The sequence below is a fragment of the Chloroflexus sp. MS-CIW-1 genome, from assembly GCF_030444705.1.
In the GTDB taxonomy this organism is placed as follows: Bacteria; Chloroflexota; Chloroflexia; order Chloroflexales; family Chloroflexaceae; genus Chloroflexus.
Genome location: NZ_JAUBWR010000001.1, coordinates 694,608 through 719,688, shown reverse-complemented (window position 1 = coordinate 719,688; position 25,081 = coordinate 694,608). Strand labels below are relative to the sequence as shown.

Below are 25,081 nucleotides of genomic sequence, written 5' to 3'. Positions count from 1 at the left end.
GGTGTTCCTCGTTGATCGGATCGTCGTTGATCAAGATGTTCTACCATATGCTTGTACGGTATTCGTTAATCCTGCTCGCTCATCCCAACTTCGTTTGATAAGGGTGAGGAACGAGCAGCGAATTGCAAAGAACCGACCGCGAGTGCTTCACGTCGCCTGATCGATGTTCGATAGCGCTGCTGCCAGTTCTGCCGGGTCTATCCGACTGCTATGCTCAGGGCCGGGGAATAGCCCATTTCGTACATCATGCACATATTGACTCAGCGCATCTGCGATCGTTTTGGCCAGTTCAGCGTAGCGACGGGCGTGGCGAGGAAGAAAATCGCTGTACAGACCGAGCAAATCATGCCAGACCTGCACCTGGCCACTACAGCCAGCCCCAGCGCCGATGCCAATGGTTGGGATCCGTAACCGTTCGGTGATCGCCTGTGCCAGCTCTGCCGGCACCAGTTCGAGTACGAGCGCAAATGCGCCAGCTTCCTGAACTGCCAGCGCATCGGCAATCAATTGTTGGGCCTCGTTCGCTCGCTTTCCCTGTACCCGTAGCCCGATCTGATTGACCGATTGCGGTGTGAAGCCGATATGCCCCATCACCGGAATTCCTAACGCGACCAGTCGGGCAATAATCGGTGCGACATGCACACCACCTTCCAACTTCACCGCCTGAGCGCCAGCCTCTTGCAGCATTCGCCCTGCACTCTGGATGGCCTGCTCTGGTGAAGTGTAAGTAAGAAATGGTAAATCACCGACGACTAGCGCCTTCTGCGTGCCTCGTACCACAGCCCGTGTGTGATGGATCATCTCGTCGAGGGTCACTGGTACTGTAGATTGGTGCCCCAATACCACCATGCCGAGCGAGTCTCCTACCAGGATTATTGGGATACCGGCGCGATCGGCAATCTGGGCAGACGTGTAATCATACGCAGTGATCATCGGAATCCGCTCGCCGCGATCGCGCATCATTTGAATATCACGAATAGTTGTGCGCATGGTCGGCTCCTCTCCTCCGTTGCGTGCTGTCGGTCATTCCGAGCTGCTCGATTGTAGCACGGAATGGTTAAGTGCGCAGAGTGGTGAGGGGAGGAATTAGGTCATGGGCACTGAGGAATGAGCAAGGCTCACCAATGATGATCATCACCGAATCGGTCGATCGAGTGCCAAACCTACCCTCCTAGCCCCCTACACTCACCGGGTAAGAGTGAAAGAGGGTTGGGGGGAGTGCAGGGTGAAGATGCACTTCGCAGCATAGGCACTGACAGATTTATCGTTAAATAACAGAGTCATTTCATCACAGGAATGTTTGACAAAACAATTTGCTTATCTTAATATCGAATGCGTTCGTTACTCATAGGTGCGCCATGAAGCGAAAACCCACCATGGACATTCCTGCTGCCCTGGTTCCGTATGCTCGTAGGGTTGCGCTGCGCAATACAGAAATCTTCTACTACGATGCTGGAGCGGATCATCATCCAACGCTTCTTCTTTTGCATGGGTTAGGTGACGAAGCTGATACGTGGCGCTCGATTATTCCGTCGTTATCGCGTGAATATCGGGTCATTGCACCTGATTTACCCGGCTTTGGTCGTAGTTCCGGTCCTCGTGGCGCCTATAGCCTGACCTTCTTTGCCCGCACGATTGCCGAATTTGTAGCTGTCCTGCAACTGAGCCACATCACGCTAGTTGGTCATTCGTTAGGGGCCATGATCGCTCAGCGTCTGAGTATCGGACTTCCTGGCCTTATCGAACAGCAGATTCTGATCAGCGGTTGTCTGCCGGTAAAGCGCCGTCTGCCGAAATCAAAGCAATGGCTGCTGTTGATCCCTGGTCTTGGCGAATTGATGCTGGCCATCATGCGTCGTTCACAGGAGCTGGCCTTTTTTAGTTTACAACCGTTCTATTACAGCCTGTATGACCTACCAGCCCGTGAGCGGCGGTTCCTCCGGAAGCGGGTTTGGGTTCGTCTCCACCATCCACAACAACGGCGGGCAACACTTTCAGCACTCCGTTGGTTGGCGATTGACACCTTCTTCCGTGCCAATCAATATCTTGATCTGGTCAGTAAATGTCGAATACCGACGGTACTGATCATTGGCGATCACGATGTCATTGTTGATGGTGAACTTATAGAAGCCATGCACGTCTTGCTCAACGAACAAGCTCAGTGTATTTACCTGGAACGGTGTGGTCATATGCCGCAGCAGGAACGGCCCGATATGATTTGTGAGCTACTGAGCGGGCTACATCCTGCTGCACAAACTGCTGATCAAGACCGTCAGGGCGAACATTCTAGCCAATTATGATGAGGCGGCATGTTCGCTACTTTCGAGGATTCGGGCCCGTATCAGAGAGGCGATAATTGACACGCTAATGATGGTTGCTACCACACCCAGCGAAGCTGCCGTCGGTATCTTCCAGCTTACACCAATCAGTGCGGCACTGAGATCAGGTAAGAGCATCTTGATACCAACAAAACTCAGCACCACTGACAAGCCGAGCTTGAGATAGTGGAAGAGATGAACCACGCCAGCCAGTACGAAGTAGAGTGCTCGTAGACCCAGAATGGCGAAGACATTGGATGTGTAGACGATGAACGGATCTTGCGTTACGGCAAAGATGGCCGGTATTGAGTCGACGGCAAAAATGAGATCGGTCGTCTCTACCATGACCAGCACTAGCAAGAGGGGGGTTGCCATAAGCATACCGTTTTGGCGGGTGAGAAATTTCTGGCCGTCGTAGCGATCACTGATCGGCATAAAACGGCGGAACAGGCGGATCACCGGATTTTTCTCTGGCTCGACTTGCTCCTCTTGTGACATTGCCATCCGAATTCCGGTAAAGATCAGGAATACACCGAACACCCAGATGATCCAGTGAAACTGCTTGATCAGCGCTGCTCCAGCGGCAATCATTGAACCGCGCATGACAAGGGCACCGAGAATCCCCCAAAAGAGTACCCGATGCTGGTATTTCGCCGGAACTGCAAAATATGAGAAGATCAATACGAAGACGAAAATATTATCAACACTTAGTGCCTTTTCTATGAGATAACCGGTCAAAAACGCTAGACCAGCGTCACTCGCACTGAGATCGCTATTGGGCATGATCTGATCCCAAAACAGATACAAAGCCACATTGAAGGTCATTGCCAGTGCAATCCAGACCACGCTCCAGATGGCGGCTTCACGTAACGATACTTCATGGGCTTCACGGTGAAATACCCCCAGGTCAAGCGCGAGGAGTGTCAATACCAGTAGGTTAAACCCAACCCAGACCCATACCGTATCTACCATACAATCTTTTCTCCCTGCTTTGCAACGACTTGTCCGGCAATAAAAAGGCGAGCCGAACACAGCTCACTGCTGTGTCGGTCTCGCCAGTATGGTAAACCAATACGCGATGCCACCGGGAAGGTAATCTTCCGTCTTGACGGCAACATCGACCCGCTACGAGCGGACGGCTACTCCCCAACGTTTTACAATATACCGTATTTTCCTCATTAGCGATAGGGAAAAATTCCCTATCACTTCTACGTCTGAATGGGTATTTAATGGCGAAGATTTGCCCTCACTAGCTATCGTTGAGTTGGATATACTACTTAAATGTGTGATGCAGACTACAGGAGTAGACATAGATGAATCTATTTGTATTCGGTTTAATGTTCGGTGGTCTTATCTTCCTTGCCACTGGCGGTGAGCTCCTAGTACGTGGCGCCAGCCGCCTGGCAGCGCTGGCTGGCATCTCTCCGCTTGTGATTGGTCTGACAGTTGTATCGTTTGGAACCAGTTCACCAGAGCTGGCAGTGAGCATTCAAGCCAGCTTGGCAGGCAAAAGTGACATTGCAGTCGGCAATGTGGTGGGGAGTAATATCTTCAACATTCTCTTCATTCTGGGTGCGTGTGCGCTGGTCAGCCCACTGGTTGTAGCCGTACAGCTTATCCGCCGTGAAGTACCGTTTATGATCGCTGTTTCGCTATTACTTATCGGTCAGGCATTCGATGGAGCCATAAGCTGGTTTGATGGCTTCATCCTGTTTAGCCTACTAATCGGATATATCATCTGGTCAATATACGCTAGTCGGCAGGAACGAGAAGAAGTGATAGCAGAGTATGCGCAGGAATTTGGTTCCACAAAACTGCCCGCTCAGCAGAGAGGAATGGTCTTGCTGCTGAATATCGGCTTGATCGTAGTTGGGCTGGTATTACTGGCGATTGGATCAGACTGGCTGGTTGAAGGTGCAACTTCACTGGCGCGTGCGTTTGGAGTCAGCGATGTAGTCATCGGTCTCACAATTGTGGCTGCCGGTACATCACTCCCAGAAGTGGTTGCTTCAATTGTTGCCACGCTCAAGCGCGAGCGGGACATTGCTATTGGAAATGCTATTGGCAGCAATATCTTCAACATCCTCGGTATCCTTGGATTATCTGCACTCGTAACACCGGGTGGTCTTACCGTTGCTCCATCGGTTGTGGCATTCGATCTGCCAGTGATGATTGCAGTAGCTTTTGCAGCTCTACCAATCTTTATCTCCGGTCTCAGCATCAATCGCTGGGAAGGCTTACTCTTTCTTGCTTATTACGTTGCGTACACGGCGTATCTGATACTGGCTGCAACTCAACATGATGCTCTGCCGTTCTTCAGTAGCGTGATGGTACTCTTTGTATTACCGATAACAGCAGTGACCCTCTCTATTCTTCTGATCCACGCGCTGCGCCGAAGAGATTGGGTTAAAGCATAGTCATGACCAGAACACCTATACAAGATTTCTGTCAGGGAAGAATAACCAACACTCCCTGTTGGGCTTCATGACCAGGAATGCGGCAGTAGAAACGGTATTCACCGGGCGCTGGCGCCCGGAATGTTAGTACCGCATCGACCCCTGGATCGGCCGAAACGGTGCGGTCACCGGTAGGTAGCTCGATAGTCAGGCTGTGTGCAATCTGGCCGCGATTGCGAAGGTGGAGAAAAACTTGCTCTCCGGTGCGCACTTCGATCCGATCTGGATCGAACCGCATTTCGGTGGCAGTTACTTCAATCGTGCGTTCGCGCAGTGGTTCACCACAGGCGTTTAGCAGAATGACGGCAAGTATGCAAAGAGCATAACAATAACGACAAAACCAGAGATGATTCATAGTACGCCTAACTGTACTCGTAGGATACGCTTGTTCCTGCATCATACCTGTACTGTACCAGAAAATGCCCACTGTGCTAGCAGGAAGTCACGTTGTGACAGGGTTCCAATTTTACGGTACAATAGCAGCAAACCCATGATCACGTGATCTTATTCCGATTAAGCAGCATAGTTCCATGTCAGCACGTGCTGTTGGCGTCAATATTCCAGGCAACATTTGTGCCGTTGCTTCACCGACATTTTGATATTTGAATGCCAGACTATGATCAGGTTGGCAAAGTTTTTCTCATATTGCGTGTCAGTAGACACAGTTAGTTTCCAATCGAGGTGAGCATGCTCTATCCGATTGTGTTCATTGCATTGGTCGCGTCACCACTAGCGCTCATTGCCCGCTTGCCGGCGCGCAGTCTTATCGCCTGGGGTCTCGCATTTATCCCGCTAACACTCTTTGGACTAACGCTGACTCAAGCTGGTCCTGTGTTGGCGGGTGAGCAGGTGGTGGAGGAGATCTCCTGGGTACCAGCGCTGGGTCTCAATCTTACCTTTACGCTTGACGGTTTAAGCCTTCTGTTTGCCTTGATTATTACCGGCATTGGGACGTTGATTGTCGGTTACGCCGGCCATTATCTCGGTGCTGACAGTGGTCTCGGTCGTTTCTTGGCTTACCTGATGCTTTTTATGGGGGCAATGCTGGGGGTCGTACTGGCCGGTAACGTATTGACCATGTTCGTGTTTTGGGAATTAACATCGGTTACGTCGTATTTGCTTATTGGCTACAAGCACGATTACCCTGATGCACGGCGTGGTGCATTACATTCGCTGCTGGTAACCGGTGGTGGTGGGTTGGCCTTGCTGGTTGGCCTGCTGTTACTAGGACAGATGGTTGGCAGCTATGAGTTCCGGGATATTTTGGCCGCTGGTGATCAATTGCGCGCTCATTCACTCTACCCGGCAGCCGTGATACTGATCTTGCTTGGTTGCTTTACGAAATCAGCTCAGATACCCTTTCATTTCTGGCTACCAGGGGCTATGCAGGCGCCAACCCCGGCAAGTGCCTTTCTCCATTCGGCCACAATGGTCAAGGCTGGTATCTACCTAATGGCGCGCCTCAGTCCTGCTCTTGGCGGTACTGCTTTATGGGATGTTACGCTAGCCGTCGTTGGCGGTGCAACGATGACCTTTGCCGCGATTGTGGCGATGCGCCAGTTTGATCTGAAGGCGATGCTGGCGTATACGACCATCAGTATGCTGGGTGCGCTGACGATGCAGATCGGGTTGGGTGGTAAGTATGGTGCTGAGGGGGTGGTAACTAATATTTTAGCCCATGCGCTGTATAAGTCGGCACTGTTTATGCTGGCTGGTGTGATCGATCACGAGTGCGGTACGCGCGATTTGCGCCGGTTGGGCGGGTTGCGAAGATATATGCCACAGACGATGGTCATTACCGCTCTGGCATTACTATCGTTCGGCGGTATTCCGATCATGTTTGGCTTCGTTGCCAAAGAATTGATGTTGGAAGCAGCGCTTGAGACTGATCTTGGAACAACGTTTAGTACACTTGCAGTTGCTGCAATTGCTATCACGGCCATTGCTTACCTGATAACTGGCTGGCGACTGTTTAGCAATACGTTCCTCGGTCAGCGTAGTACGGCGGCGATGCAGCAGCATGTTGCTGATCCCACACCTGGAATGCTGATTGGACCTGGAGTGCCGGCCATTCTGTCACTCTTCATACCCCTGGTTCTGTTAGCCCCCGTTAGTACGCTCATCGCAGCCGCAAGTGCAGCGATCTACGGTAGGCCGCTAGAGGTGGAACTGGCGCTTTGGCATGGTGTTAACCCGGCATTACTGGTAAGCCTGAGCGCCATTGTGATTGGCGTAGCAATGTTCCGTTTTGCCGAGCAGTTGGCAAATATGCGTGGTTGGCCAACCTGGTTGCGTGGTGATATGATCTTCGACCGGCTGATCGAGCGAACCCTCACTGGTGCGACGGTGTTAACCCGTACCCTTCAGGAGGGAAGGCTACGCCGCTATATCCTGATAACAGCGTTGACCATGCTGATCTTTGTGGGGATACCGTTTATCAGCTTCGGGCTAGGTACAATTCGGTTTGATCTTGATCCACAGTTGCAGTTTTACGAAATACTGGCCGCGGCATTGATCCCAATTGGTGTTATCGCGACCATCAAAGCGCGCACCAGACTCGGCGCGATTATTGCAGTTGGTGTCGTTGGCGCAATGGTCGCGCTCCTCTTTGTGATCTTCTCAGCACCCGATCTGGCACTAACCCAATTACTGATTGAAGTACTTTCAACCGTCTTCTTACTCCTTGTCTTTTCGGTGTTGCCGGTACGCTTCGAGAGCTTCTCATCAGTCTGGGTGCGACAACGTGATGCGATTGTCGCCACTGCGATGGGAATTTTAATGGGTGGACTGGTACTGGCAACCGCTACGAATGATAGCTTTGCACCGTTAGCCCCCTTCTTCCTAGAAAACAGTCTGGACAAAGGCAAAGGGGCTAATGTCGTTAATGTCATCTTGGTTGACTTCCGCGGGTTCGATACCCTAGGCGAGATTACAGTATTGTTTATCGCGCTGCTCGGTATTTACGGATTGTTACGGTTACGACAGGGGAAAGATGATGTTACACCGGAACGAGTCGAGACAACTGCCACCGAACCGCTCAGCGAGCCAGTTGATACCCAGAGATAGTGCTCTGTACGATTCGCTCATCTTACGCACAATCAGTCGGCTGATGTTGCCACTGTTGTTGATGTTATCGATTTTTATGTTGTTTCGCGGGCACAATCTACCGGGTGGCGGTTTTATTGGTGGTTTGCTGGCTTCCAGTGCAATTATTCTGCAAATGGTCGCCTTTGGCCCAAAGGTAGCACGATGGATTTTGCCGGTTAATTATTTGATAGTGGCGGCTTTTGGCGTCTTTTTTGGCGCTCTGTGGGGATTACCAGCCCTCTTCGCCGGTTTACCGTACATGCAGGCATTCTGGTTGCCCGAACCGATCCCTGGAGTAGGCAAGATCGGCACACCGGTCCTGTTTGATATTGGTGTCTACTTTACAGTTATCGGGGTCACGACCAAAATCGCACTGCTGCTGGTCGAAGAGCCGATTCTCTTCCCGTTGCCGGAAATGAAGTCGGTTCCGGTTGATCATCAGGAGGAGGTAGCATGATCATTCTCCTGGCAATCGCGATTGGCTCGCTCTTTGGCGGTGCGACATATCTCATCCTGCGGCGCTCGGTTGTGAAGTTGATCCTGGGCCTGATCATGCTCAGCCATGGGGTAAACTTGCTCATCTTTACGATGGGTGATGGAGTACGGCGTGGGGCGCCACCGCTGGTGGATGCTAGCGGTCAGCCTCCGGCAGGTTCGGCTGATCCGCTAGTGCAGGCCCTAATTCTGACGGCCATTGTGATTAGCTTCGGATTCACTGCGTTTGTCCTGGCGCTGGCGTATCGTTCCAATCAGGCAGCAGGGAGTGACGATCTTGACGATCTTTCAACCACCGACCGTCTGTAGTGTGATGTTTTAGATCGGGAAACTCATATGACGTTTCACCTGTTTGTTCCCATCGTTTCACCGTTGATCGGTGCGGCATTGGCTGTTTTACTCCATCGCCAATGGGTGGTGGTGCGGGCGCTAACGCTCATCAGTGTGCTGATCAATCTGGGGTATGGCCTCTGGCTAATGAGTGTAGTACCGCAGAGTGGGCCATTAGTGGCGCAGGCCTCAGGCTGGTTAGCTCCGTTTGGTATCTCACTGGTGGCCGATGGTATGAGTGCGCTGATGGTGATGTTGGCAGCGCTGCTCATGCTGACGACGGTTGTGTACAGCTTTTACTCTGTTGATCGCGAACGTGAAGCACATTTCTACTACCCGTTGCTCTTGCTCTTGCTATTAGGGGTTAGTGGTGCATTCCTCACCGGTGATCTCTTCAATCTGTACGTCTGGTTTGAAGTGTTGCTCGTAGCATCCTTTGGCCTGATTACGCTCGGTGGGAGCCGTGAGCAGCTTGAGGGTGGCTTGAAATATGTTGTGCTTAATCTGTTGGGAAGTACCGCCTTCTTGTTTGGTTGTGGATTGATGTACGGATTTGCCGGTACTCTCAATATGGCGCATATTGCCGAGCGGATGGCAACGCTAGCGGACCCCGGTTTGCAAACGGTATTAGCCGGGGTATTTTTGTTTGCCTTCGGTAGCAAAGCGGCAATTGTGCCTCTCTTTTTCTGGTTGCCTTCCAGTTATCATACACCACCGGTGGCAGTAACGGCCATCTTCAGCGGCTTGATGACGAAAGTTGGGGTCTATTCGCTCTATCGAGTCTTTGGTTTGTTGTTGCAGAACGAACTGGCAATCTATGCACCGTGGATTACCCTGATCGCCGGTTTGACGATGGTTATTGGGGTGCTGGGCGCAGTAGCCCAAATGAATGTGCGTCGCATCCTGAGTTTTCACATTATCAGTCAGATTGGGTATAGCGTGATGGGACTAGGTCTGGCCAGCGCTGCCGGTTTGGCTGCTGGCCTGGTCTTTACCGCCCATGTCATGATTGTCAAGATGGCACTCTTTTTTATCGGTGGGGCAGCCGAACAGATCAACGGTACCGGCGATTTGAAGAAGATGGGTGGCTTGGCCCGTCGCGAGCCGTTGCTAGCCCTGTTCTGGTTTTTAGGTATTCTGTCGCTGGCCGGTATTCCTCCGCTAAGCGGTTTTATCGGAAAATTGATCTTATTGCAGGTGGGTGTGAGCCAGCAGGCCTACCTTATTACCGCCGTGGCTGCCGGTACCAGTATCCTGACCTTCTTCTCGATGTTAAAGATTTGGAATGAAGTGTTCTGGAAGAAATCGTATGAGGATGTGAACCGCTTACCGCGGGTCCGTTTTGGTTTACTGGCACCGGGGGCAGCGTTGGTGATCCTTAGTGTCGCTTTGGGATTGGTAGCCGGGCCACTGGTAGAATACAATACGATTGCCAGTCAGCAGCTTTTTGATCGTGCTGCCTACATTACCGCTGTCTGTGGTGCTGATGGCTGTGAGGCGGTTTATCGCGCAGCAGTGAAATAGAGGTTGGTATGATTGCGCTGATTCTCCTGATTCTCGTTTTGACCATGACCTGGATGGCGTTGCAAAGTAGCTTTACATTAGCCGACTTGATTGTTGGGCTACTTGTGAGTTCAGCCATTGTGGCAATGGCTAGAAACTTTCTCAGCATACCATTTGTAAATACGGATTTACACCCTCAGCAGCGTGATCGCACCTTCATTCGCCTGGCTCTAAAGTGGGTCGCATTTATCGGCTTTGCACTGTGGAGTATTCTCAAGGCTAATATCGATATGGCCCGGATAGTGCTCTTTCGGCGGGTTGACGACATTCGTCCGGGCATTATCGCTATTCCGCTCGATGTGAAAAGTGATGCCGGCATTACTGTACTGGCGAATCTGATCACCTTAACGCCGGGAACCGTCTCGCTCGATGTTGCTACTGATCGTCGAACTATTTACATTCATTGCATTGATGTACACGATGCCGACGCCATTCGTAATGATATTAAGCAACAGTTCGAGCGGCGGGTCATGGAATTGTTACCGTAGAGGTAGGTCTGATGACATTGTTTAGTATTCTGATCGCCACGTTGATGGGTGTGGTTGCCATTTCGATGACGCTCTGCACGGCTCGTTTGTTGATGGGGCCGAGTATTCCCGATCGGGCAATGGCGTTTGATACGTTGATGCTCCACGTTGTAGCATTGGTTGCCCTCTATGTGGTGATTACTGACCAACTGAGTTTGATCGATGCAATCCTGGTTGTTGCCGTCCTGGGCTTTTTGGGCACTGTCGCTATTTCGCGCTACATCGAGGAGGGACGTCAATAATGAGTCTGAGCGAGATTATCACGCTGGTGCTAGCAACGATTGGGGTAGTATTCATGCTCCTAGCCGCAATCGGCATGCTCAAGTTGCCCGATCTCTACACACGGGTTCATGCCACCGGCAAAGCCGGCACGCTAGGGATTGCAGGAGTATTACTGGCAGTAGCCGTTCATCACGGTGATCTGGTTGTGGCAGCAAAGATGATCGCCCTAATCGCCTTCTTCTTTCTGACAGCGCCGGTAGCCGCTCATATGCTTGATCGAGCAGCCTATTTAACCGGTGTTAAGCGTGCACCGCAAACCGTTCAAGATGATCTGGCCGGTAAGTATGACATGGAACAGGGTCGGCTACGGTAACACGATGCACCTAGACGCTTTATTCATTATGTGCGATCCATTGTTGCGTTTGTATCAGTACTAGTGGGTTGGTTCGCACGGCTTGCTGCGGCGACAATCTGTTGCAGGTAGTGTTGCCAGTGTTGCTGATTAGCGCGTGTTAAACGGCGCACTGTGTCAATATCACCCGCTTCTCCGGCTTCGACGGCTGCGGCCAGCGATTCCTGAAAGGCTCGGGCCAGATCGGCTACGGCACGGCGTAATTCGGCGTTTAGTGCTCGCTGACGTTCAAGCTGTTCGTACAACCACTCGTTCAGGCGTAATTGCTCTTCTAATTGCTCACGCAATCGCTGCTCAACTGCGGACATAGTCACCTCAAAAATCGCTGCGCCCAACCTAGTTATAGGTCGGGCGCTTTCGTGTTGGCGGGGAGAGTGAGATTCGAACTCACGAGGGCTTATTAGGCCCTACCCGTTTTCGAGACGGGCACGTTCAACCACTCCGTCATCTCCCCGTCTCGTACCAATGCTCATTATAACGAGGTAGTCGGTTCTGTGCAAGTGCCATAACGTTTTCAGTCGTGTGTGATCCGCTTATGGCTCACTGAGATGAAGAGGAGGGCGGCCACAGATTGAGAACCCGCCCCTGCCTCGTGACAAAGAACGTTGAACATCTTTACAGGGATGGAATTACGGCAATTCCGCGTGATGCGTTGCATTCGTTATGTGCGCTTAATCACCACAATTGTCATATCATCCGATTGGGCAGTGTCACCGACAAATTCACCGACCGCAGCGAGCACCGCGGTCACGATTTCATTTGGTGCACGGTGACTATTGGCTCGCAGCACTGTCGCCAATCGTTCATCGCCGAACAGCTCACGTTGTGCGTTCATCGCTTCGGTGATTCCGTCGGTGTAGAAGAGGAGAATGTCACCGGGGGCAAGAGTGATCTCACCCGGTACAAAGTGTGGATCAGGGATGATTCCCAACACGATCCCCTGCGCCACCAGGGGCGTCACTTCATCAGTAGCCCGCCGGTACAGGAGAGGGTAATTATGACCGCCGTTGGCGTACACAACAAGCCCACTCATCGGATCGATCAAAGCGTAAAAACAAGTCACGAAGAGACCGGCTCGTGAATCGGCGAGGATCAGATGATTGGCCCGTTCTAATACGGCAACCGGCGAACGCCCATCAATGGCACTGGCACGTAAGAGGGTGCGCGAGAGGGCCATGAACAGAGCTGCCGGAACACCCTTGTCGGTGACGTCGGCAATGATAACCCCAAGCCGTTTGGGGCCATTAGTTACAGTCGCCGGTACCTCAATAAAGTCGTAAAAATCGCCGCCTACTTGTCGTGCAGCGCGGTAAAAGGCGTGAATCTGTAAACCAGGAACGATTGGGCAGCAATCGGGCAAGAAACTGGCTTGAATCTCACTGGCCAAATCGAGTTCGCGTTCAAGGCGCTGACGGACAAGCGCCTCTTGATACAGTCGTTCACGGTCGATCATCTGTGCTAACTGACTAGCGAGCAGCCCGAGCAATTCCGCTTCGTTGTCGAGGAAGTGACGTGGATGAATGGTATTGACCAGCAACAAGCCAATCTGTTCACCGCTGAGCATCACTGGCGTAGCGAGATGGCCTTGAAAGCTCTGCTGGCGGAGCAATGGTGGCAACGGGATCAGTGAATCGTCTGGTAATTTGATGCTTCGTTCTGGTAAATACCACAAATGTGGATGAACATCATCAAGTACCAGTGGCCATGCACTGGCGGCGGGCAGTGCCCAACCGTAACAAACCCGGAGCAACGCACGCGCACCGTCTTCATCAGCCTCAATAAAGGCACAAGCATCGGCTTCTAAGAGACGAGCACCGACACGAACTAACCGCTGCAATGTTGGTTCGAGATCGTCATTCACCAACAGTTCTTGTGAAAGCGACAAGAGCGCACGCCGTTCCTGGACACGCCGCACACTAAACTCTTCGTAGAGATATACTCGGGCAATCGCTGTTCCTAACAGATCAGCAATTGCGGCTATAAGATGCTGATCTGCCGCCGTCAATCGTGCCCAACGTGTCGCTGCCAGATTGAGGATGCCGATTGTGCGGTTTCCATCGCGTAGGGCCATCGAGACGTGGTGTGACAAACCGCGCTTATCGCCAGCGGCACCGTGCAGACGTGAACAAGGCATCAACGACGGTTCAAGGTTGATCTGACCGCTGCGACAGACTTCCTGGCAGGCGCATTCACCTTGCCAGACCGTGCCGGGGTAATTGAGTACCGGGGGCAAACGTTGGCGGGCAGCGAGAATGAATTGATCGTTCTCATTACGCAGATAAATCCAACCAGCCTCCTGACCGGTCAGTTCAAGAATATGACCAAGTGCCGTATCGAGGGCTACACGGAGATCAAACGACTGATTGAGCGTTTGGGCTAACGACCGAAGTGCAGACCATTCAGCAATTCGGTGTTGCCGTTCCGAAGACGGCATAATTATTCACTCCAGAAGTAGACATGATGGTGTCGCGCAAACGTCATCCTGTTTTGAACGTGCGTCGTGCGGTTAGGCCATTAAGACAAGGAACGTGCCGATCGCTGTTTCTGGATAGCGCGAAGGAACGGAAAAATCGCTGAGCGCTGATACAACGATCGGCATCGCCTTTGATGAGATAAGAGTTCTGTCTTAATCAGAACCGTTTATTCCCACATTCGACGTTTACACATTGTGGATTGTTTCCTGCATCTCCTGCACCTGAGCACTAACGTTTCTTGCGGCTGATTGATACACCATCACGCAGCGGAATAATAACCGACTCAAGTTGGGGATGGCTCATAATTGCCCGGTTAAAGCGTTGAATCCCCCGCACGAGTGGCGAAGCATCCTCTTCAAGAACCTGTGCGCTACAAAGCACATTATCTGCAATTAAGACACCACCGGGGCTAAGGAGCGACACACACAGCTCAAGCGCTTGCAGTGCCTGTTCATCGTTTGACGAACTACGTAGAACATCGAGAAAGATCAGATCGAATTCTTGCCTGAGAGATGGTAACAGCTCGCGCCATTCTCCCAGGTGGATAGTGATCAAATCACGCATGCCGGCCGCTTCGATCACTTCGCTGGCCAGCTTAACGCGCTCAGGATTACGTTCGATAGCCGTCATCCTACCGCCGGTCTGGCGAAGTGCTTTCATAATGTAAATAGCGGCATAGCCGGTCGTAATACCAACTTCCAGTGCATGACGAGCATTCATCATCAGCGCCTGTAAGTAGAGAAACTGCCCCTGCACCGGACCAACGAGCGACAACCCCTGCTGCCTGGCGCGTGCTTCAAGGTTCGCCAGTACTTCATCGCGTGGTGGCATGAGATCGTGCAGATAGTCTTCAATTGCAATATTCGTGATGTCGTAGCGCATCACGCCCTCCTCACTCCGCACGTAACGGCGGTGTGTATAGCTGGCGCACAAATGGCGTCAGTTGCATACGCAAATACTCGTTATTCATCTAAATTGTATCACACTATGGGGCATCTTGTGGTATGATCTTAAGCATCGCTTTACGAGTAGCATTCAGCGGGAGGCAGCCGTGGCCGCGATTCGTATCCTGATTGCCGAGGATAATGATCTGGTGTCGCTCACGTTAGAGGAGCAATTGAAGGGACTGGGTTACGAGGTGGTGGGTATTGCACGTACCGGTGCCGAGGCGGTAATGCTGGCCGCTCGTTTAAAGCCGGACCTGGTGATTATGGATATTCGGATGCCTGAGATGGATGGCACTGAGGCGACGGCGAAGATTCGCGATCAAACAGGGATTCCGGTTGTGATGCTGACCGCTTTCGCCGATAAAGAAACGATCCGCCGCGCTGAAACAGCGGGAGCATTAGCGTACCTGGTCAAGCCGGTGAATGAACAGGAATTACCGCCAGCAATTTCGATTGCCCTGGCTCGTCATCGCGAGATGCAGGCTTTGCGCAGTGAAAACCTCGAGTTGCAAGAGGCGCTCGAAGCCCGCAAACTGATCGAGCGAGCGAAGGGTATTTTAATGCAACGGCTTGGCCTGAGTGAACGCGATGCCTATGAACGGCTACGTCAACGTGCGCGTGACAAACGGACGAAGATGAAAGATATTGCGCAGGCCATCATTGAAGCAGAAGAGCTATTGGGTTCGTAAGTTACTTGACGGATCATGGCTGCTATGGTATAGTTGCATCGTCGAAGCGAGTAGTGCAGTCAGGTAAGCGATCGTATGGCCGGTTCGCGCTTTTACACCTACTTTTACTACTTTACCAGCCGAAAACCGGACTGGTCGCTTCGCATTTCCTGAACGAGACACGATAGGACAGAGCAATTACGTAAGGGGCGCGAGGCGAACAAACCTCGCGCCCCTTCTGTTGTTGCCGGGGAGGAGAGTCAATGGAAGTCCGGTGCCGTGGAGTACGAGGAGCGACAACCTGTGATGAAAACACGCGCGAAGCCATTCTGGCTGCCACCCACGAGTTACTTACGTTGTTGATCGAGGCTAATGGGATTCACCCGGAGGACATTGCCAGTGCTATTTTTACCACCACTCCCGATCTTAATGCCGAATTCCCCGCAGTGGCGGCACGGGCAATTGGCTGGATAGACACCGCCCTTCTCTGCGGTCATGAAATGGCCGTTCCCGGTAGTTTGCCACGTTGTATTCGCGTCTTGATCCACTGGAATACCACCAAGCGAGCCGATGAAATTGTGCATGTTTACATTCGAGGGGCGCGTGGCCTCCGACCGGAACGGGCTGCCTTGATGAATGCGTTCCGCGTAGCAACTCCACTGCCGCCCGAGGAGTTGCTATGAGCAGCCGTCACGCTACTGATCAGCACGGAGATTTGTACATCACTTCTGTTGTGTCTTTGGATATTTGTACTCCTGAGGAGGAGCGTTCTATGATTGTTGTGATGCAAACCGACTCGACCCCAAGCCAGATTGAAGCAGTATTGGAGCGGCTCCGTGAGCACAATCTGCGTGGTCATTTGACCGTTGGTGAAGAGCGCACGGTCATTGCAGTGGTCGGTGCAGCGATTCCACCGACCTTACGAGAAGAATTAGAGCATTTTGCCGGAGTGAAAGAGACGTTACGGATCACCCAACCGTACAAATTGGTGTCGCGCGAGGTAAAGCCGACTGATACCGTAGTAACGGTTGGTGACGTGAAGGTGGGAGGTGGTGATCTGGCGATTATTGCTGGCCCCTGTTCGGTGGAAAGCGAAGAGCAGATTATGGCAACAGCACGGGCAGTGCGCGAAGCTGGAGCGAATATGTTGCGTGGTGGGGCCTTCAAGCCGCGTACATCGCCGTACAGTTTTCGCGGCTTAGGTGAAGTTGGTTTGCAGTTGCTGGCGCAGGCCCGGGCTGAGACCGGTTTGCCGATTGTGACCGAGGTTATGACACCGGCTGATGTGGAGCTGGTTTCCCGTTATGCCGATGTCTTGCAGATCGGTGCGCGGAACATGCAAAATTATCAATTGCTGGAAGAGGCGGGGCGCAGTGGTATGCCGGTGTTGCTGAAACGTGGCTTATCAGCCACGATTGAAGAGTGGTTGCTATCGGCTGAATACATCATTGCCCAAGGCAATCCAAATGTTATTCTGTGTGAGCGGGGTATTCGCACCTTTGAGACGGCAACGCGCAATACGCTTGACCTCAATGCAGTAGCGGTTGCCAAGAAACGTTCGCATCTGCCGGTCATTGTTGATCCCAGCCACGGTACAGGTAAGTGGTATCTGGTGCCGCCACTGACACTGGCATCCATCGCCGCCGGTGCCGATGGGGTCATTATTGAAGTGCATCCTGATCCCGATCGGGCGAAATCGGACGGTGGACAATCACTTAATCCCGAGAATTTTATGGCGCTGATGCCAAAATTACGTGCGGTTGCCAGGGCAGTGGGGCGGTGTTAGACGGACCCGTATCTAGGGCAGTTTGAGAGTCTATCCCTGTCTCTCACTCTTCACGTCTTCTGTAAGGAGAGGAAACAGGAAGGGATCAGGTGAAGGCACCTACCGCACAGTAAGCCGACCGCACTGTCAGTACAGTCGGACAACCGCTTGAACAGATCACAACGTAGTTAGCCGATCATACATCTAGGCTGTTAAATTATGGGGGGCACGGCAGCGTCGTGCCCCTCCTTCGCTTCGCGGGTTGTGATGATCGTCAGTGGTAATCCATTGTTGAACCGTTTAGTTATCGAATAGAACCCAAAGTTGAGAACACTGAAAACCTCTAAACTTGTTGACAACGGTATTGCACGACACATTGCGATTTGCTATCATCATGAGCATATACGCCACAGGCCATCTTTCCCGGTGTTCGCTATTTGACAGAAAGGGACTCTATGAGTGATCCTCGCCGCCCGGAAGAGTATGGTGGTTATCAGCCCGATCAGCAATCGTACCCTCCCCTGAATCAGCCCTATCAGATTCAGTATCAGCAAGGGTATCAGACCGCTGACACTAAACCAGGCGAGATCTTGGCTATTGGCATTATGGCAATCGTTGATGCAGGTATCAGTGGATTGAGCGGTTTGGTATGGTTGCTAACAATATGCGGTATTCCACTTGCGATCTATTCGATCATCGTGGCAGTTATGGCGGGCATGTACGCTTATAAGCTGCTGAGCAGCCCACCTCAACCGCTACAACCAAACAAGACGCTGGCGATTATGCAAATTGTCAACATTATTACTGGCAATATCTTTTCGTTGGCGTTTGGGATTGTCAGTCTGGTGCTGTATAACCAACCAAAGGTTCAAGCTTATTTCGCCTATCGAAACAGTCAATCTCTGCCACCGCATCAGTATCAGCCACCGCCGTTTTAGGGAAGGGGTAGTATTCATTCAATATCTTACCCGCAGTAGATGAGGCTTCCCCTCCCTCTTTGTTGATAATCGAGGTTTTCAGCTCTCTCTACGAAGAGCGGGTTTCCAATCCGCCTCAGTATCCCCTTCCTCTCTTGCATCGGGAGAAGAAGGGGATGAGGAAAGAGGAGGGAACGTGGTGGGCGATGTTTCTATCTTTTAGGATGCGGGCCAGAGGCCCGCGTTCCCAGGCAACAGGCATCCGAAGACGTTGAAAGGCCTCCTAGGCTGACAACATGGTGATTGTCAGTTTCGCTTAACGTGCAATATCACGATGTACTTCCTGCCACACCTGCGCACCGGTTGCCGGGAGACTGCTGATGTCTAATCTCCCATCATAAACCACTGTTTCGACGCCGGTTAGTATTTCTCTCATCCGTGTACCGTCAGCCAGACCAGCGTGTCTGATTGGCAATGTCCGTTGTCCATCATCGCTGCGGCGTGCCACAATGATTAAACGCTGCTCAGGCGCTTCGCGTTGAAACGCAATGGTCTCGCCATTGGCGTAGAGTTGCTGAAACCCACCCCAGCGTAATGCCGGCGCGCTGCGTCGCAACCGTACCAGTTGTTGCACAAAGGTGCGCAAGTCGTGATCCCATGCCGATTCGTCCCACGGCATAGGGCGCCGACAATCGGGATCGCCACTACCGGTCAGACCGATCTCATCACCGTAGTAGATGCACGGCACCCCCGGATAGCAGAACAGGAGGGTCATTGCAACTCGTACTCGCGCCAGATCATTCCCAACGATGGTACGTATGCGTGGTGTATCGTGACTGCCGAGCAGGTTGAATTGCTGGCTGGCTATTTGCCAGGGAATTGCTGCCCGAAATGCAGTCCACTGGTCGGCGACTGTTTCGGTAGCTATCGGGCGTGGATCGGCTTCGGGCCGCTGGGGGTTGAATTCAAATCCGCCCAGCCAACGCCAGATGGGAAAGGTGAAACCCTGGTAGTTCATCGTCGCATCAAGCTCTTCACCTTGCAGATGCGGCGTACCATCGAAGAAGTGCTCTCCGAGAAGGTAAGCGTCAGGTTGTTCAGCTTTTACGGCACGGCGAATACCTCGTCCGATTTTATGCCCCAGGTTATCTGGTCCCAGACGTCCCAGCATATTGGCGACATCAATCCGCCATCCATCAATCCGGTAGGGTGGACGTAGCCAGTGCCTCATAATAGCATCGTGACCGGCGTACATTATTTCGCGGAGTCGCACACTGCGATAATTGAGCTTGGGCAAGGTTTTTACTCCTAGCCAACTCTCGTATTCGTGCGGATGTCGGCGGAAGATGAAGAACTCCGATGTCGGTGCGTGCGGATCGCGTTGGGCAGCTACGAACCAGGGATGTGTCACCCCGCAATGGTTCGGTACAATATCGAGCACGAGCCGCATCTGGTGATCGTCAAGAGCCTGTCGGAGCATCAGCAGACCAGTTTCGCCACCCAGGTGTGGATCGATGCTGGTATAGTCTTCCACATCGTATTTGTGGTTCGACGGTGCCCGAAAAATGGGGTTGAGATAGAGCGCCGAAATACCCAAATCGGTCAGATAGTCGAGTCGTTGGGCGATACCCTGCAAATCACCGCCGTAAAACTCAAACGGGCCGGTTGCACGGTTGGGGTGTTCGTCCCAACGTCGGGCAATTACCGGGTGTCCATGGTACAGATAGGCGCCACTCTGCACGTTGTTGGTCGGATCCCCATCGGCAAAGCGATCGGGAAAGATCTGGTAGAAGACCGTATCACGCACCCATGCTGGTGCATGGTAGTTGGCCAGTACTACAAAATCATTGGCGTCGGTTGGGTAGTAGCGAGTCATGCCACCTGCACTGTACCAACGTGTTCCGTCATCAGCCCGGATCAGAAAGCGATAGTTGGTACGCAACATCCGAATGGGAAGTGTACCTTCCCACCACCGAGATACTCCCCGTATCCCTTTATCCTGGAGTGGCGTGATCTGTTGTTCACCATCTGGACAGGTGCGGAGAAAGACACCATGCACCGGCGCATCGGCAGCCATACGCAGCCGAAAGACTGCCGTATCACCCAGACGTCCACTGAAGCGTAGATAGAGTGGCGAGCCGTCGTGATGCACACTGACTTCCCAGGGTAGCAACTTCATAGCATTTGCTCCAATGCAGCAATGGCAGCGTTCAACCGCGACAGGCTGCGTTCACGTCCGATGCCGGCCAGGGTGTCGAACAACGGCGGTGCAACGCTCCGTCCGGTTACTGCAACCCGGATTGCACCGAACAGTGGGCCAGGTTTGACCTGAAGTTGCTCGCAAAGGGCACGCAAGGTTGTCTCAAGGGCAGGCGGCGTCCAATCTGTGATCTGACTCAATGCCTCGTGGGCTGCCCGCAATAAGGTGATAGTCTGCCCGGCATCGTGTTTTTTCGGAATCAGATCGGCAGGATTGTATGTCTCGCCGGGTATCACATCTCGATAGAAGAACATCAGCAATTCAGGTGCTTCTTGCAGTTCTTCCAACCGTTCGTGAATCAGCGGAATTAACGAGATCAGATATGACCACTCTTCTTCACTTGCTGGCTCACCAATAAGACCGGCCCGTTGCATAAACGGTAACACGCGCTCGGCCAACTGCTCAGTAGTAAGTTTACGGATGTAGATCCCGTTCATATCCCGCAACTTCTCAGGATTCCAGCGGGCAGGTGACGGCTGAATCCGTTCGAGGGTAAAACGTGCAATCAGCTCATCACGTGTCATGATTTCGGTAACGCCATCGTAGCTCCAGCCCTGTAAAGCGAGGTAGTTGAAAATAGTTTCCGGCAAATAGCCACGCTCACGGAAGCGGTGGGTCGCAACATCATCCTTCCGTTTCGACAACTTGCCACGGCCATCTTGACGTAAAATTGCCGGTAGATGAGCAAACACCGGTCGCGGCCAGCCGAAGAAGTCGTACAGCAAGACGTGGTACGGCGTGCTCGGCACCCACTCCTCGCCCCGCATAACATGGGTGATCTTCATCAGATGATCATCGACGAGATGGGCAAAGTGATATACTGGCATCCCGGTTGATTTAATCAAAACAATATCTTGAAGTTGATCGTTGTGCACGACAATCTCATCACCACCACGAATCAGATCGCGAAAGCGGGTTTCGCCCTCTAGTGGTGTCTTGAGGCGAATGGTGTATGGTTTACCGGTTGCAGCTACTTCACGCTGTTTCGCCAGGGGCCAATCACGTTCGGGGCCACGGAAACGAAACGCTTTGATCCCAGCAGCTTCGGCGGCTGCGCGCATCTGAGCCAGCTCCTCTTCAGTAGTAAATGACATGTACGCCAGGCCAGCCTCGAGTAATTGCTCGATGAACGGTTGGTAGATACCCTGCTCAAATCGTTGTGATTGGACGTAAGGACCGTATGGTCCACCAATATCGGGGCCTTCATCCCAATCGATCCCGACCCAGCGCAGTGATGCACTGATGTCATCGGCTGCACCCGGCACAAAACGCTTCTCATCGGTGTCCTCAATGCGCAAAATAAACTGACCACCGTAGTGGCGGGCGCAGAGCCAGTTGAAGAGGGCGGTACGTACACCGCCAATGTGGAGACTACCCGTGGGGCTGGGAGCGAACCGTACCCGCACCGGCCCTTCGATTGCACTCATAAAACGCTCCTTAAGCTGTTTGTCCGTTGTATTGCATTGTCGCGCTTGCAGACATCACGCCAATAACCGCTTCTCATTGATGGGGCGACCCGGTTGTTATCCGGTCAATACAACCATGTCGTCGCGATGAACAACCTCTGGACCGTAATCGTACCCCAAAACGCCAACGATTTGTGATGAGCGAAGACCGGCAATCAAGTGAAGATCGCTTGATCGATATTGAGTAAGACCACGTGCGATCTCGCGGCCATCCTGGGTAAAGATGCGTACCGTCTGACCGCGTTCAAATTCGCCGCCAATATCACGAATACCGGCGGCAAGCAGGCTTTTCCCATGGTGAACGAGAGCTGTTGCTGCTCCCTCATCAACGACAATCCGTGAATGGCGAACGGTTTCGGCTAAAATCCAGCGCTGTCGAGCATCGGGATGGCTAGTTGTAGCCGGGAAGAAGGTGCCAATTCGTTCACCACTGGCGACGCGCACGATAACATCAGGTTCATGCCCGGCTGCAATGACCACAGCTACGCCAGATCGCGTTGCCAGCTCGGCGGCCTGAATCTTGGTCTGCATTCCTCCCGTCCCGCGGTGCGTGCCACTCCCGCCTGCCATCGCCCAGACTCGTTCGTCGATCACCGGTACTTCACGTAACAATTCGGCATGCGGATCGCTGCGTGGATCGGCGCTGTACAAGCCGGCAATATCGGTCAGAATCAAGAGCAGGTCGGCATCTATTAAACCGGCGACAAGCGCCGAGAGATTATCATTGTCGCCAACTCGAATTTCAGCCGTCGCCACCGCATCATTTTCATTGATAATCGGTACGATACCCTGCGCGAGACAGAGGGTAAGCGTATTACGAGCATTAAGGTAACGGCGTCGGTCGCGGAGATCATCACGGGTGAGTAATGCCTGTGCTACTTGCAACCCGTACAATTCAAAAATCTGTTCGTAAAGATGCATCAAACGGCTCTGACCAACCGCAGCAAAAACCTGCTTCATCGGAATAGTGCTGCGCTGCTGCGGGCTGACACCGAGCCGCTCCTTGCCGGCAGCAACTGCCCCTGATGAGACGAGTACTACCTCGTGACCGCTCTCCTTCAGGCGTGCAATTTGTCTGGCTAATTCGACAAAATATGGTCGATGAAGTCGGTCAGTCCCGGCTGTCAAGACACTGGTTCCTAGTTTGACCACGAATCTGCTCATATCACACCAGGTTGTATATCACCCTTTGGCTAACCCTGCTTGCGGAAGGGTTCGTGTGGTATTCTCTCCCTAGCGGCTGGCCCGATCTCTCTGGCAGGGAGAGCCAGGAGAGGGTATAACTATATCCCCAACTCGGCCAGCCGTGCCGACGTGGGATCACCTGCCGAATCCCAGCCGTGGCGTGCATAATACTCGGCCAGGAGCGAGTCTAATGGCGGGGTATGACCGGCAGTTGGGCCACTGCTCAGTGGTTCACGCAGGTAGCGCTCGGGCAGTGTATCCTGACTGTTACTAGCATAACGACGAGTAAACAGACGGTCAAGCGTGACAATTCGCTCGCCAATACGAACCAGATCGGCCCCCGAAACGGTACGCCCGCTGACTGCACCGAGTAAGGCAATAAGTTCGCCTGGCGTGATCTGATAGGCCATCAGGCCCATCCGCCGACAGAAACCACTGGCATCAAGTGCGGCGGCAAACCGTTCGTGCCAGATTAAACGTAACGCTTTTCCTTCACTCTCTCGTGGCCCACTGGCCGGTGGCGGCAGCCAGGCTGGAGGTTCTGCGACCAGCTCTTCAAACGTCATCGCGTAGCGATAGTCACCTCCTATCGGACTGGTCGCCATTGCCAGCCCGATTTCAGTTAATGCCCGCGGATCGAGCGCTGGCATTGCCAGTCCCTTCACCTGCGGCGCAAACGCTGATGAACCCCACACGGCCTCTTGCATCTCGCCTACGCCAAGTGAGAGAATATCACGCTTCTCTTGCCGCTGACTCATTCGGTCGAGAGCGGCAATCACCGCTGCACTGTCTCCCCAGTTCAGCGTGCGTTGACGCACAAGACCTTCGTCTTGGGCCTCGGTCATAAAAGTGATGGCGGCTGCGGCAGATGCCGGATCAATACCCAATCGGAGACAACGATCGGCAATAGCCAACATCGCATCGGCATCGGTAATACCGACACGGGCAGCAAAGCCGGCAATCAGTTCGAGACTGGGAAGCGGGTGGGTTTCTCCACTTCTGGTCCGTAAATCGATATAACAGGGCAGCGGGCAATGCGCACAACCCCGTTCGTGTCTACCACCACGGCGAGCGATCTCGCTAAACATACGGGCGATCGCGACCCCATCAGCCGGTGTGCGTGCATCGCGACTGGTAAGTGCCCCTAATTTGATAGCAGCCGGCAGCAGACCGGCGCTGCCGATTGCCCGAATAGCATTTGCGGTCGGATGTTGTTCACCGCGCTGCTGGATCGATTGAAGGACACTTTGCATACGCGCAGGATCAACGGCTGGCAGAGGTGATCGATCCCGCACGACAATGGCCTTGAGCTTTTTATCGGCCATCACGGCACCGGTTCCGGCAGGTTCAACCAGATACTGCCCCTCGGCAACGATACTAGCATACGCCACTCCAGCCTCACCGGCAGGGCCAAGCGCCAATACCCGTATATCGCTACCTAGTTCGTTACTGAGCGTGGCCGTCGTCACAACGGTGTCGCGCCCAATCAGATGGCGGGCCGAACGCAGGCGCACGGTATCGCCATCGATGAACAGGTAACACCAATCAGGCGCTTCGCCGCGAATAATCAAAACATCAATTCCATTCCGGCGCAGCGCTGCTCCCCAATGCCCCGGCGCCCAACCGTAACTAATTCCGCCGGTTAACGGCGAACGTGTACCAACCGTAAAGCCGCCGGTCGCAAAGGCACTGCTACCGGCCAGAGGACCGGCAGCAAAGATGAGCAGATTATCTGCCGAAAGTGGCGGTGTGTCCGGTTCAAGCTGATACCAGAGTAACCACGCAATAACCCCTCGCCCACCCAGATAGTCGCGTTCGACTTCGTTGGGTAAGGTCTGGCGCGCATGGCCACGAGCAAGATCAATAGTAAGACTACGCAACGGCATGCGATTATCCTGTATGGGTGCGATTTTCGCCGTTCTATTATACTGCTCTTAGGCGATCTGTATGGTACAATAGAGATGCTTTACCCTCACTCTGTATTGTACC

23 protein-coding genes and 1 tRNA gene are annotated in these 25,081 nt (G+C 52.9%); 13 read left to right on the top strand and 11 right to left on the bottom strand.

What is annotated here, in order from left to right:
• Nucleotides 1-147: 147 nt before the first annotated feature.
• Nucleotides 148-990, bottom strand: coding sequence for a 3-methyl-2-oxobutanoate hydroxymethyltransferase (panB, locus tag QTO31_RS02885; protein WP_301428036.1), 843 nt, complete (start codon nucleotides 988-990; stop codon nucleotides 148-150).
• Nucleotides 991-1,358: 368 nt separating this feature from the next.
• Between panB and QTO31_RS02880 the strand changes: the two genes are divergently transcribed.
• Nucleotides 1,359-2,300 (top strand): alpha/beta fold hydrolase, encoded by a 942-nt coding sequence (locus QTO31_RS02880; protein ID WP_301428035.1) that lies wholly within the window; start codon nucleotides 1,359-1,361, stop codon nucleotides 2,298-2,300.
• Here the strand turns inward: QTO31_RS02880 and QTO31_RS02875 are convergent.
• Complete coding sequence (locus tag QTO31_RS02875; RefSeq protein WP_301428034.1) at nucleotides 2,295-3,290, bottom strand: TerC family protein; 996 nt, start codon at nucleotides 3,288-3,290, stop codon at nucleotides 2,295-2,297. The two genes, QTO31_RS02880 and QTO31_RS02875, sit on opposite strands and share 6 nt — an antisense overlap.
• Before the next feature lie 341 nt (nucleotides 3,291-3,631).
• Between QTO31_RS02875 and QTO31_RS02870 the strand changes: the two genes are divergently transcribed.
• The gene (locus QTO31_RS02870; RefSeq protein ID WP_301428033.1) at nucleotides 3,632-4,735 is read left to right on the top strand and encodes a calcium/sodium antiporter; all 1,104 of its coding nucleotides are present in this window, start codon (nucleotides 3,632-3,634) and stop codon (nucleotides 4,733-4,735) included.
• Nucleotides 4,736-4,766: 31 nt separating this feature from the next.
• Here the strand turns inward: QTO31_RS02870 and QTO31_RS02865 are convergent, their stop codons facing one another.
• Nucleotides 4,767-5,129 carry a cupredoxin domain-containing protein gene (locus tag QTO31_RS02865; RefSeq protein ID WP_301428032.1) on the bottom strand — a complete coding sequence of 121 codons (363 nt, stop codon included), beginning with the start codon at nucleotides 5,127-5,129 and terminating at the stop codon, nucleotides 4,767-4,769.
• Nucleotides 5,130-5,461: 332 nt separating this feature from the next.
• On the opposite strand from QTO31_RS02865, the gene mbhE reads away from it, so the two are divergent.
• From mbhE to mnhG, 7 genes are read left to right on the top strand one after another with little or no spacing between them, the layout of a single operon-like run.
• Nucleotides 5,462-7,840 carry a hydrogen gas-evolving membrane-bound hydrogenase subunit E gene (mbhE, locus tag QTO31_RS02860; protein WP_301428031.1) on the top strand — a complete coding sequence of 793 codons (2,379 nt, stop codon included), beginning with the start codon at nucleotides 5,462-5,464 and terminating at the stop codon, nucleotides 7,838-7,840.
• Nucleotides 7,824-8,318 carry a Na+/H+ antiporter subunit B gene (locus tag QTO31_RS02855; protein ID WP_301428030.1) on the top strand — a complete coding sequence of 165 codons (495 nt, stop codon included), beginning with the start codon at nucleotides 7,824-7,826 and terminating at the stop codon, nucleotides 8,316-8,318. Before mbhE ends, QTO31_RS02855 begins: the two co-directional genes overlap by 17 nt.
• Nucleotides 8,315-8,665: a sodium:proton antiporter gene (locus QTO31_RS02850; protein WP_301428029.1), complete on the top strand. Its 351-nt coding sequence runs from the start codon at nucleotides 8,315-8,317 to the stop codon at nucleotides 8,663-8,665. The genes QTO31_RS02855 and QTO31_RS02850 overlap by 4 nt, the downstream gene beginning before the upstream one ends.
• Nucleotides 8,666-8,692: 27 nt before the next feature.
• On the top strand, nucleotides 8,693-10,210 hold the full coding sequence (locus tag QTO31_RS02845; protein WP_301428028.1) for a proton-conducting transporter membrane subunit: 1,518 nt from the start codon (nucleotides 8,693-8,695) through the stop codon (nucleotides 10,208-10,210).
• Nucleotides 10,211-10,218: 8 nt separating this feature from the next.
• A complete protein-coding gene (locus QTO31_RS02840; protein ID WP_301428027.1) occupies nucleotides 10,219-10,737 on the top strand; it encodes a Na+/H+ antiporter subunit E in 519 nt (172 codons plus the stop codon).
• A gap of 11 nt (nucleotides 10,738-10,748) precedes the next feature.
• Entirely contained in the window at nucleotides 10,749-11,018 is a 270-nt protein-coding gene (locus tag QTO31_RS02835) for a monovalent cation/H+ antiporter complex subunit F (protein ID WP_028457643.1), read from the top strand.
• Complete coding sequence (gene mnhG / locus QTO31_RS02830; protein ID WP_301428026.1) at nucleotides 11,018-11,371, top strand: monovalent cation/H(+) antiporter subunit G; 354 nt, start codon at nucleotides 11,018-11,020, stop codon at nucleotides 11,369-11,371. Before QTO31_RS02835 ends, mnhG begins: the two co-directional genes overlap by 1 nt.
• Nucleotides 11,372-11,397: 26 nt before the next feature.
• Here mnhG and QTO31_RS02825 read toward each other — a convergent pair whose 3' ends face one another.
• The 4 genes from QTO31_RS02825 to QTO31_RS02810 all read right to left on the bottom strand — a co-directional run bounded on the left by QTO31_RS02825 (nucleotide 11,398) and on the right by QTO31_RS02810 (nucleotide 14,766).
• On the bottom strand, nucleotides 11,398-11,718 hold the full coding sequence (locus QTO31_RS02825; RefSeq protein ID WP_051871110.1) for a hypothetical protein: 321 nt from the start codon (nucleotides 11,716-11,718) through the stop codon (nucleotides 11,398-11,400).
• Between the two features lie 55 nt (nucleotides 11,719-11,773).
• A tRNA-Ser gene (locus QTO31_RS02820) sits at nucleotides 11,774-11,864 on the bottom strand.
• A gap of 207 nt (nucleotides 11,865-12,071) precedes the next feature.
• Nucleotides 12,072-13,844, bottom strand: a complete 1,773-nt coding sequence (locus tag QTO31_RS02815; protein ID WP_301428025.1) for a GAF domain-containing SpoIIE family protein phosphatase — start codon at nucleotides 13,842-13,844, stop codon at nucleotides 12,072-12,074.
• 268 nt (nucleotides 13,845-14,112) lie between these two features.
• Nucleotides 14,113-14,766 (bottom strand): O-methyltransferase, encoded by a 654-nt coding sequence (locus QTO31_RS02810; protein WP_028457646.1) that lies wholly within the window; start codon nucleotides 14,764-14,766, stop codon nucleotides 14,113-14,115.
• A gap of 169 nt (nucleotides 14,767-14,935) precedes the next feature.
• Between QTO31_RS02810 and QTO31_RS02805 the strand changes: the two genes are divergently transcribed.
• From QTO31_RS02805 to QTO31_RS02790, 4 genes are all read left to right on the top strand, one after another.
• Nucleotides 14,936-15,520: an ANTAR domain-containing response regulator gene (locus QTO31_RS02805; protein ID WP_031459383.1), complete on the top strand. Its 585-nt coding sequence runs from the start codon at nucleotides 14,936-14,938 to the stop codon at nucleotides 15,518-15,520.
• 242 nt (nucleotides 15,521-15,762) lie between these two features.
• Nucleotides 15,763-16,182, top strand: a complete 420-nt coding sequence (aroH, locus tag QTO31_RS02800) for a chorismate mutase (RefSeq protein ID WP_301428024.1) — start codon at nucleotides 15,763-15,765, stop codon at nucleotides 16,180-16,182.
• An 89-nt stretch (nucleotides 16,183-16,271) separates the two neighbouring features.
• On the top strand, nucleotides 16,272-17,285 hold the full coding sequence (gene aroF, locus QTO31_RS02795; RefSeq protein ID WP_301428023.1) for a 3-deoxy-7-phosphoheptulonate synthase: 1,014 nt from the start codon (nucleotides 16,272-16,274) through the stop codon (nucleotides 17,283-17,285).
• A gap of 434 nt (nucleotides 17,286-17,719) precedes the next feature.
• Nucleotides 17,720-18,202 carry a hypothetical protein gene (locus QTO31_RS02790; RefSeq protein WP_301428022.1) on the top strand — a complete coding sequence of 161 codons (483 nt, stop codon included), beginning with the start codon at nucleotides 17,720-17,722 and terminating at the stop codon, nucleotides 18,200-18,202.
• Between the two features lie 295 nt (nucleotides 18,203-18,497).
• Here the strand turns inward: QTO31_RS02790 and malZ are convergent, their stop codons facing one another.
• The 4 genes from malZ to QTO31_RS02770 all read right to left on the bottom strand — a co-directional run bounded on the left by malZ (nucleotide 18,498) and on the right by QTO31_RS02770 (nucleotide 24,978).
• Entirely contained in the window at nucleotides 18,498-20,360 is a 1,863-nt protein-coding gene (gene malZ / locus QTO31_RS02785; RefSeq protein WP_301428021.1) for a maltodextrin glucosidase, read from the bottom strand.
• The gene (gltX, locus tag QTO31_RS02780; protein WP_301428020.1) at nucleotides 20,357-21,868 is read right to left on the bottom strand and encodes a glutamate--tRNA ligase; all 1,512 of its coding nucleotides are present in this window, start codon (nucleotides 21,866-21,868) and stop codon (nucleotides 20,357-20,359) included. The genes malZ and gltX overlap by 4 nt, the downstream gene beginning before the upstream one ends.
• Nucleotides 21,869-21,964: 96 nt before the next feature.
• Nucleotides 21,965-23,071, bottom strand: a complete 1,107-nt coding sequence (gene proB / locus QTO31_RS02775; RefSeq protein WP_031459375.1) for a glutamate 5-kinase — start codon at nucleotides 23,069-23,071, stop codon at nucleotides 21,965-21,967.
• A 119-nt stretch (nucleotides 23,072-23,190) separates the two neighbouring features.
• Entirely contained in the window at nucleotides 23,191-24,978 is a 1,788-nt protein-coding gene (locus QTO31_RS02770; protein WP_301428019.1) for an aldehyde ferredoxin oxidoreductase family protein, read from the bottom strand.
• Nucleotides 24,979-25,081 lie beyond the last annotated feature (103 nt).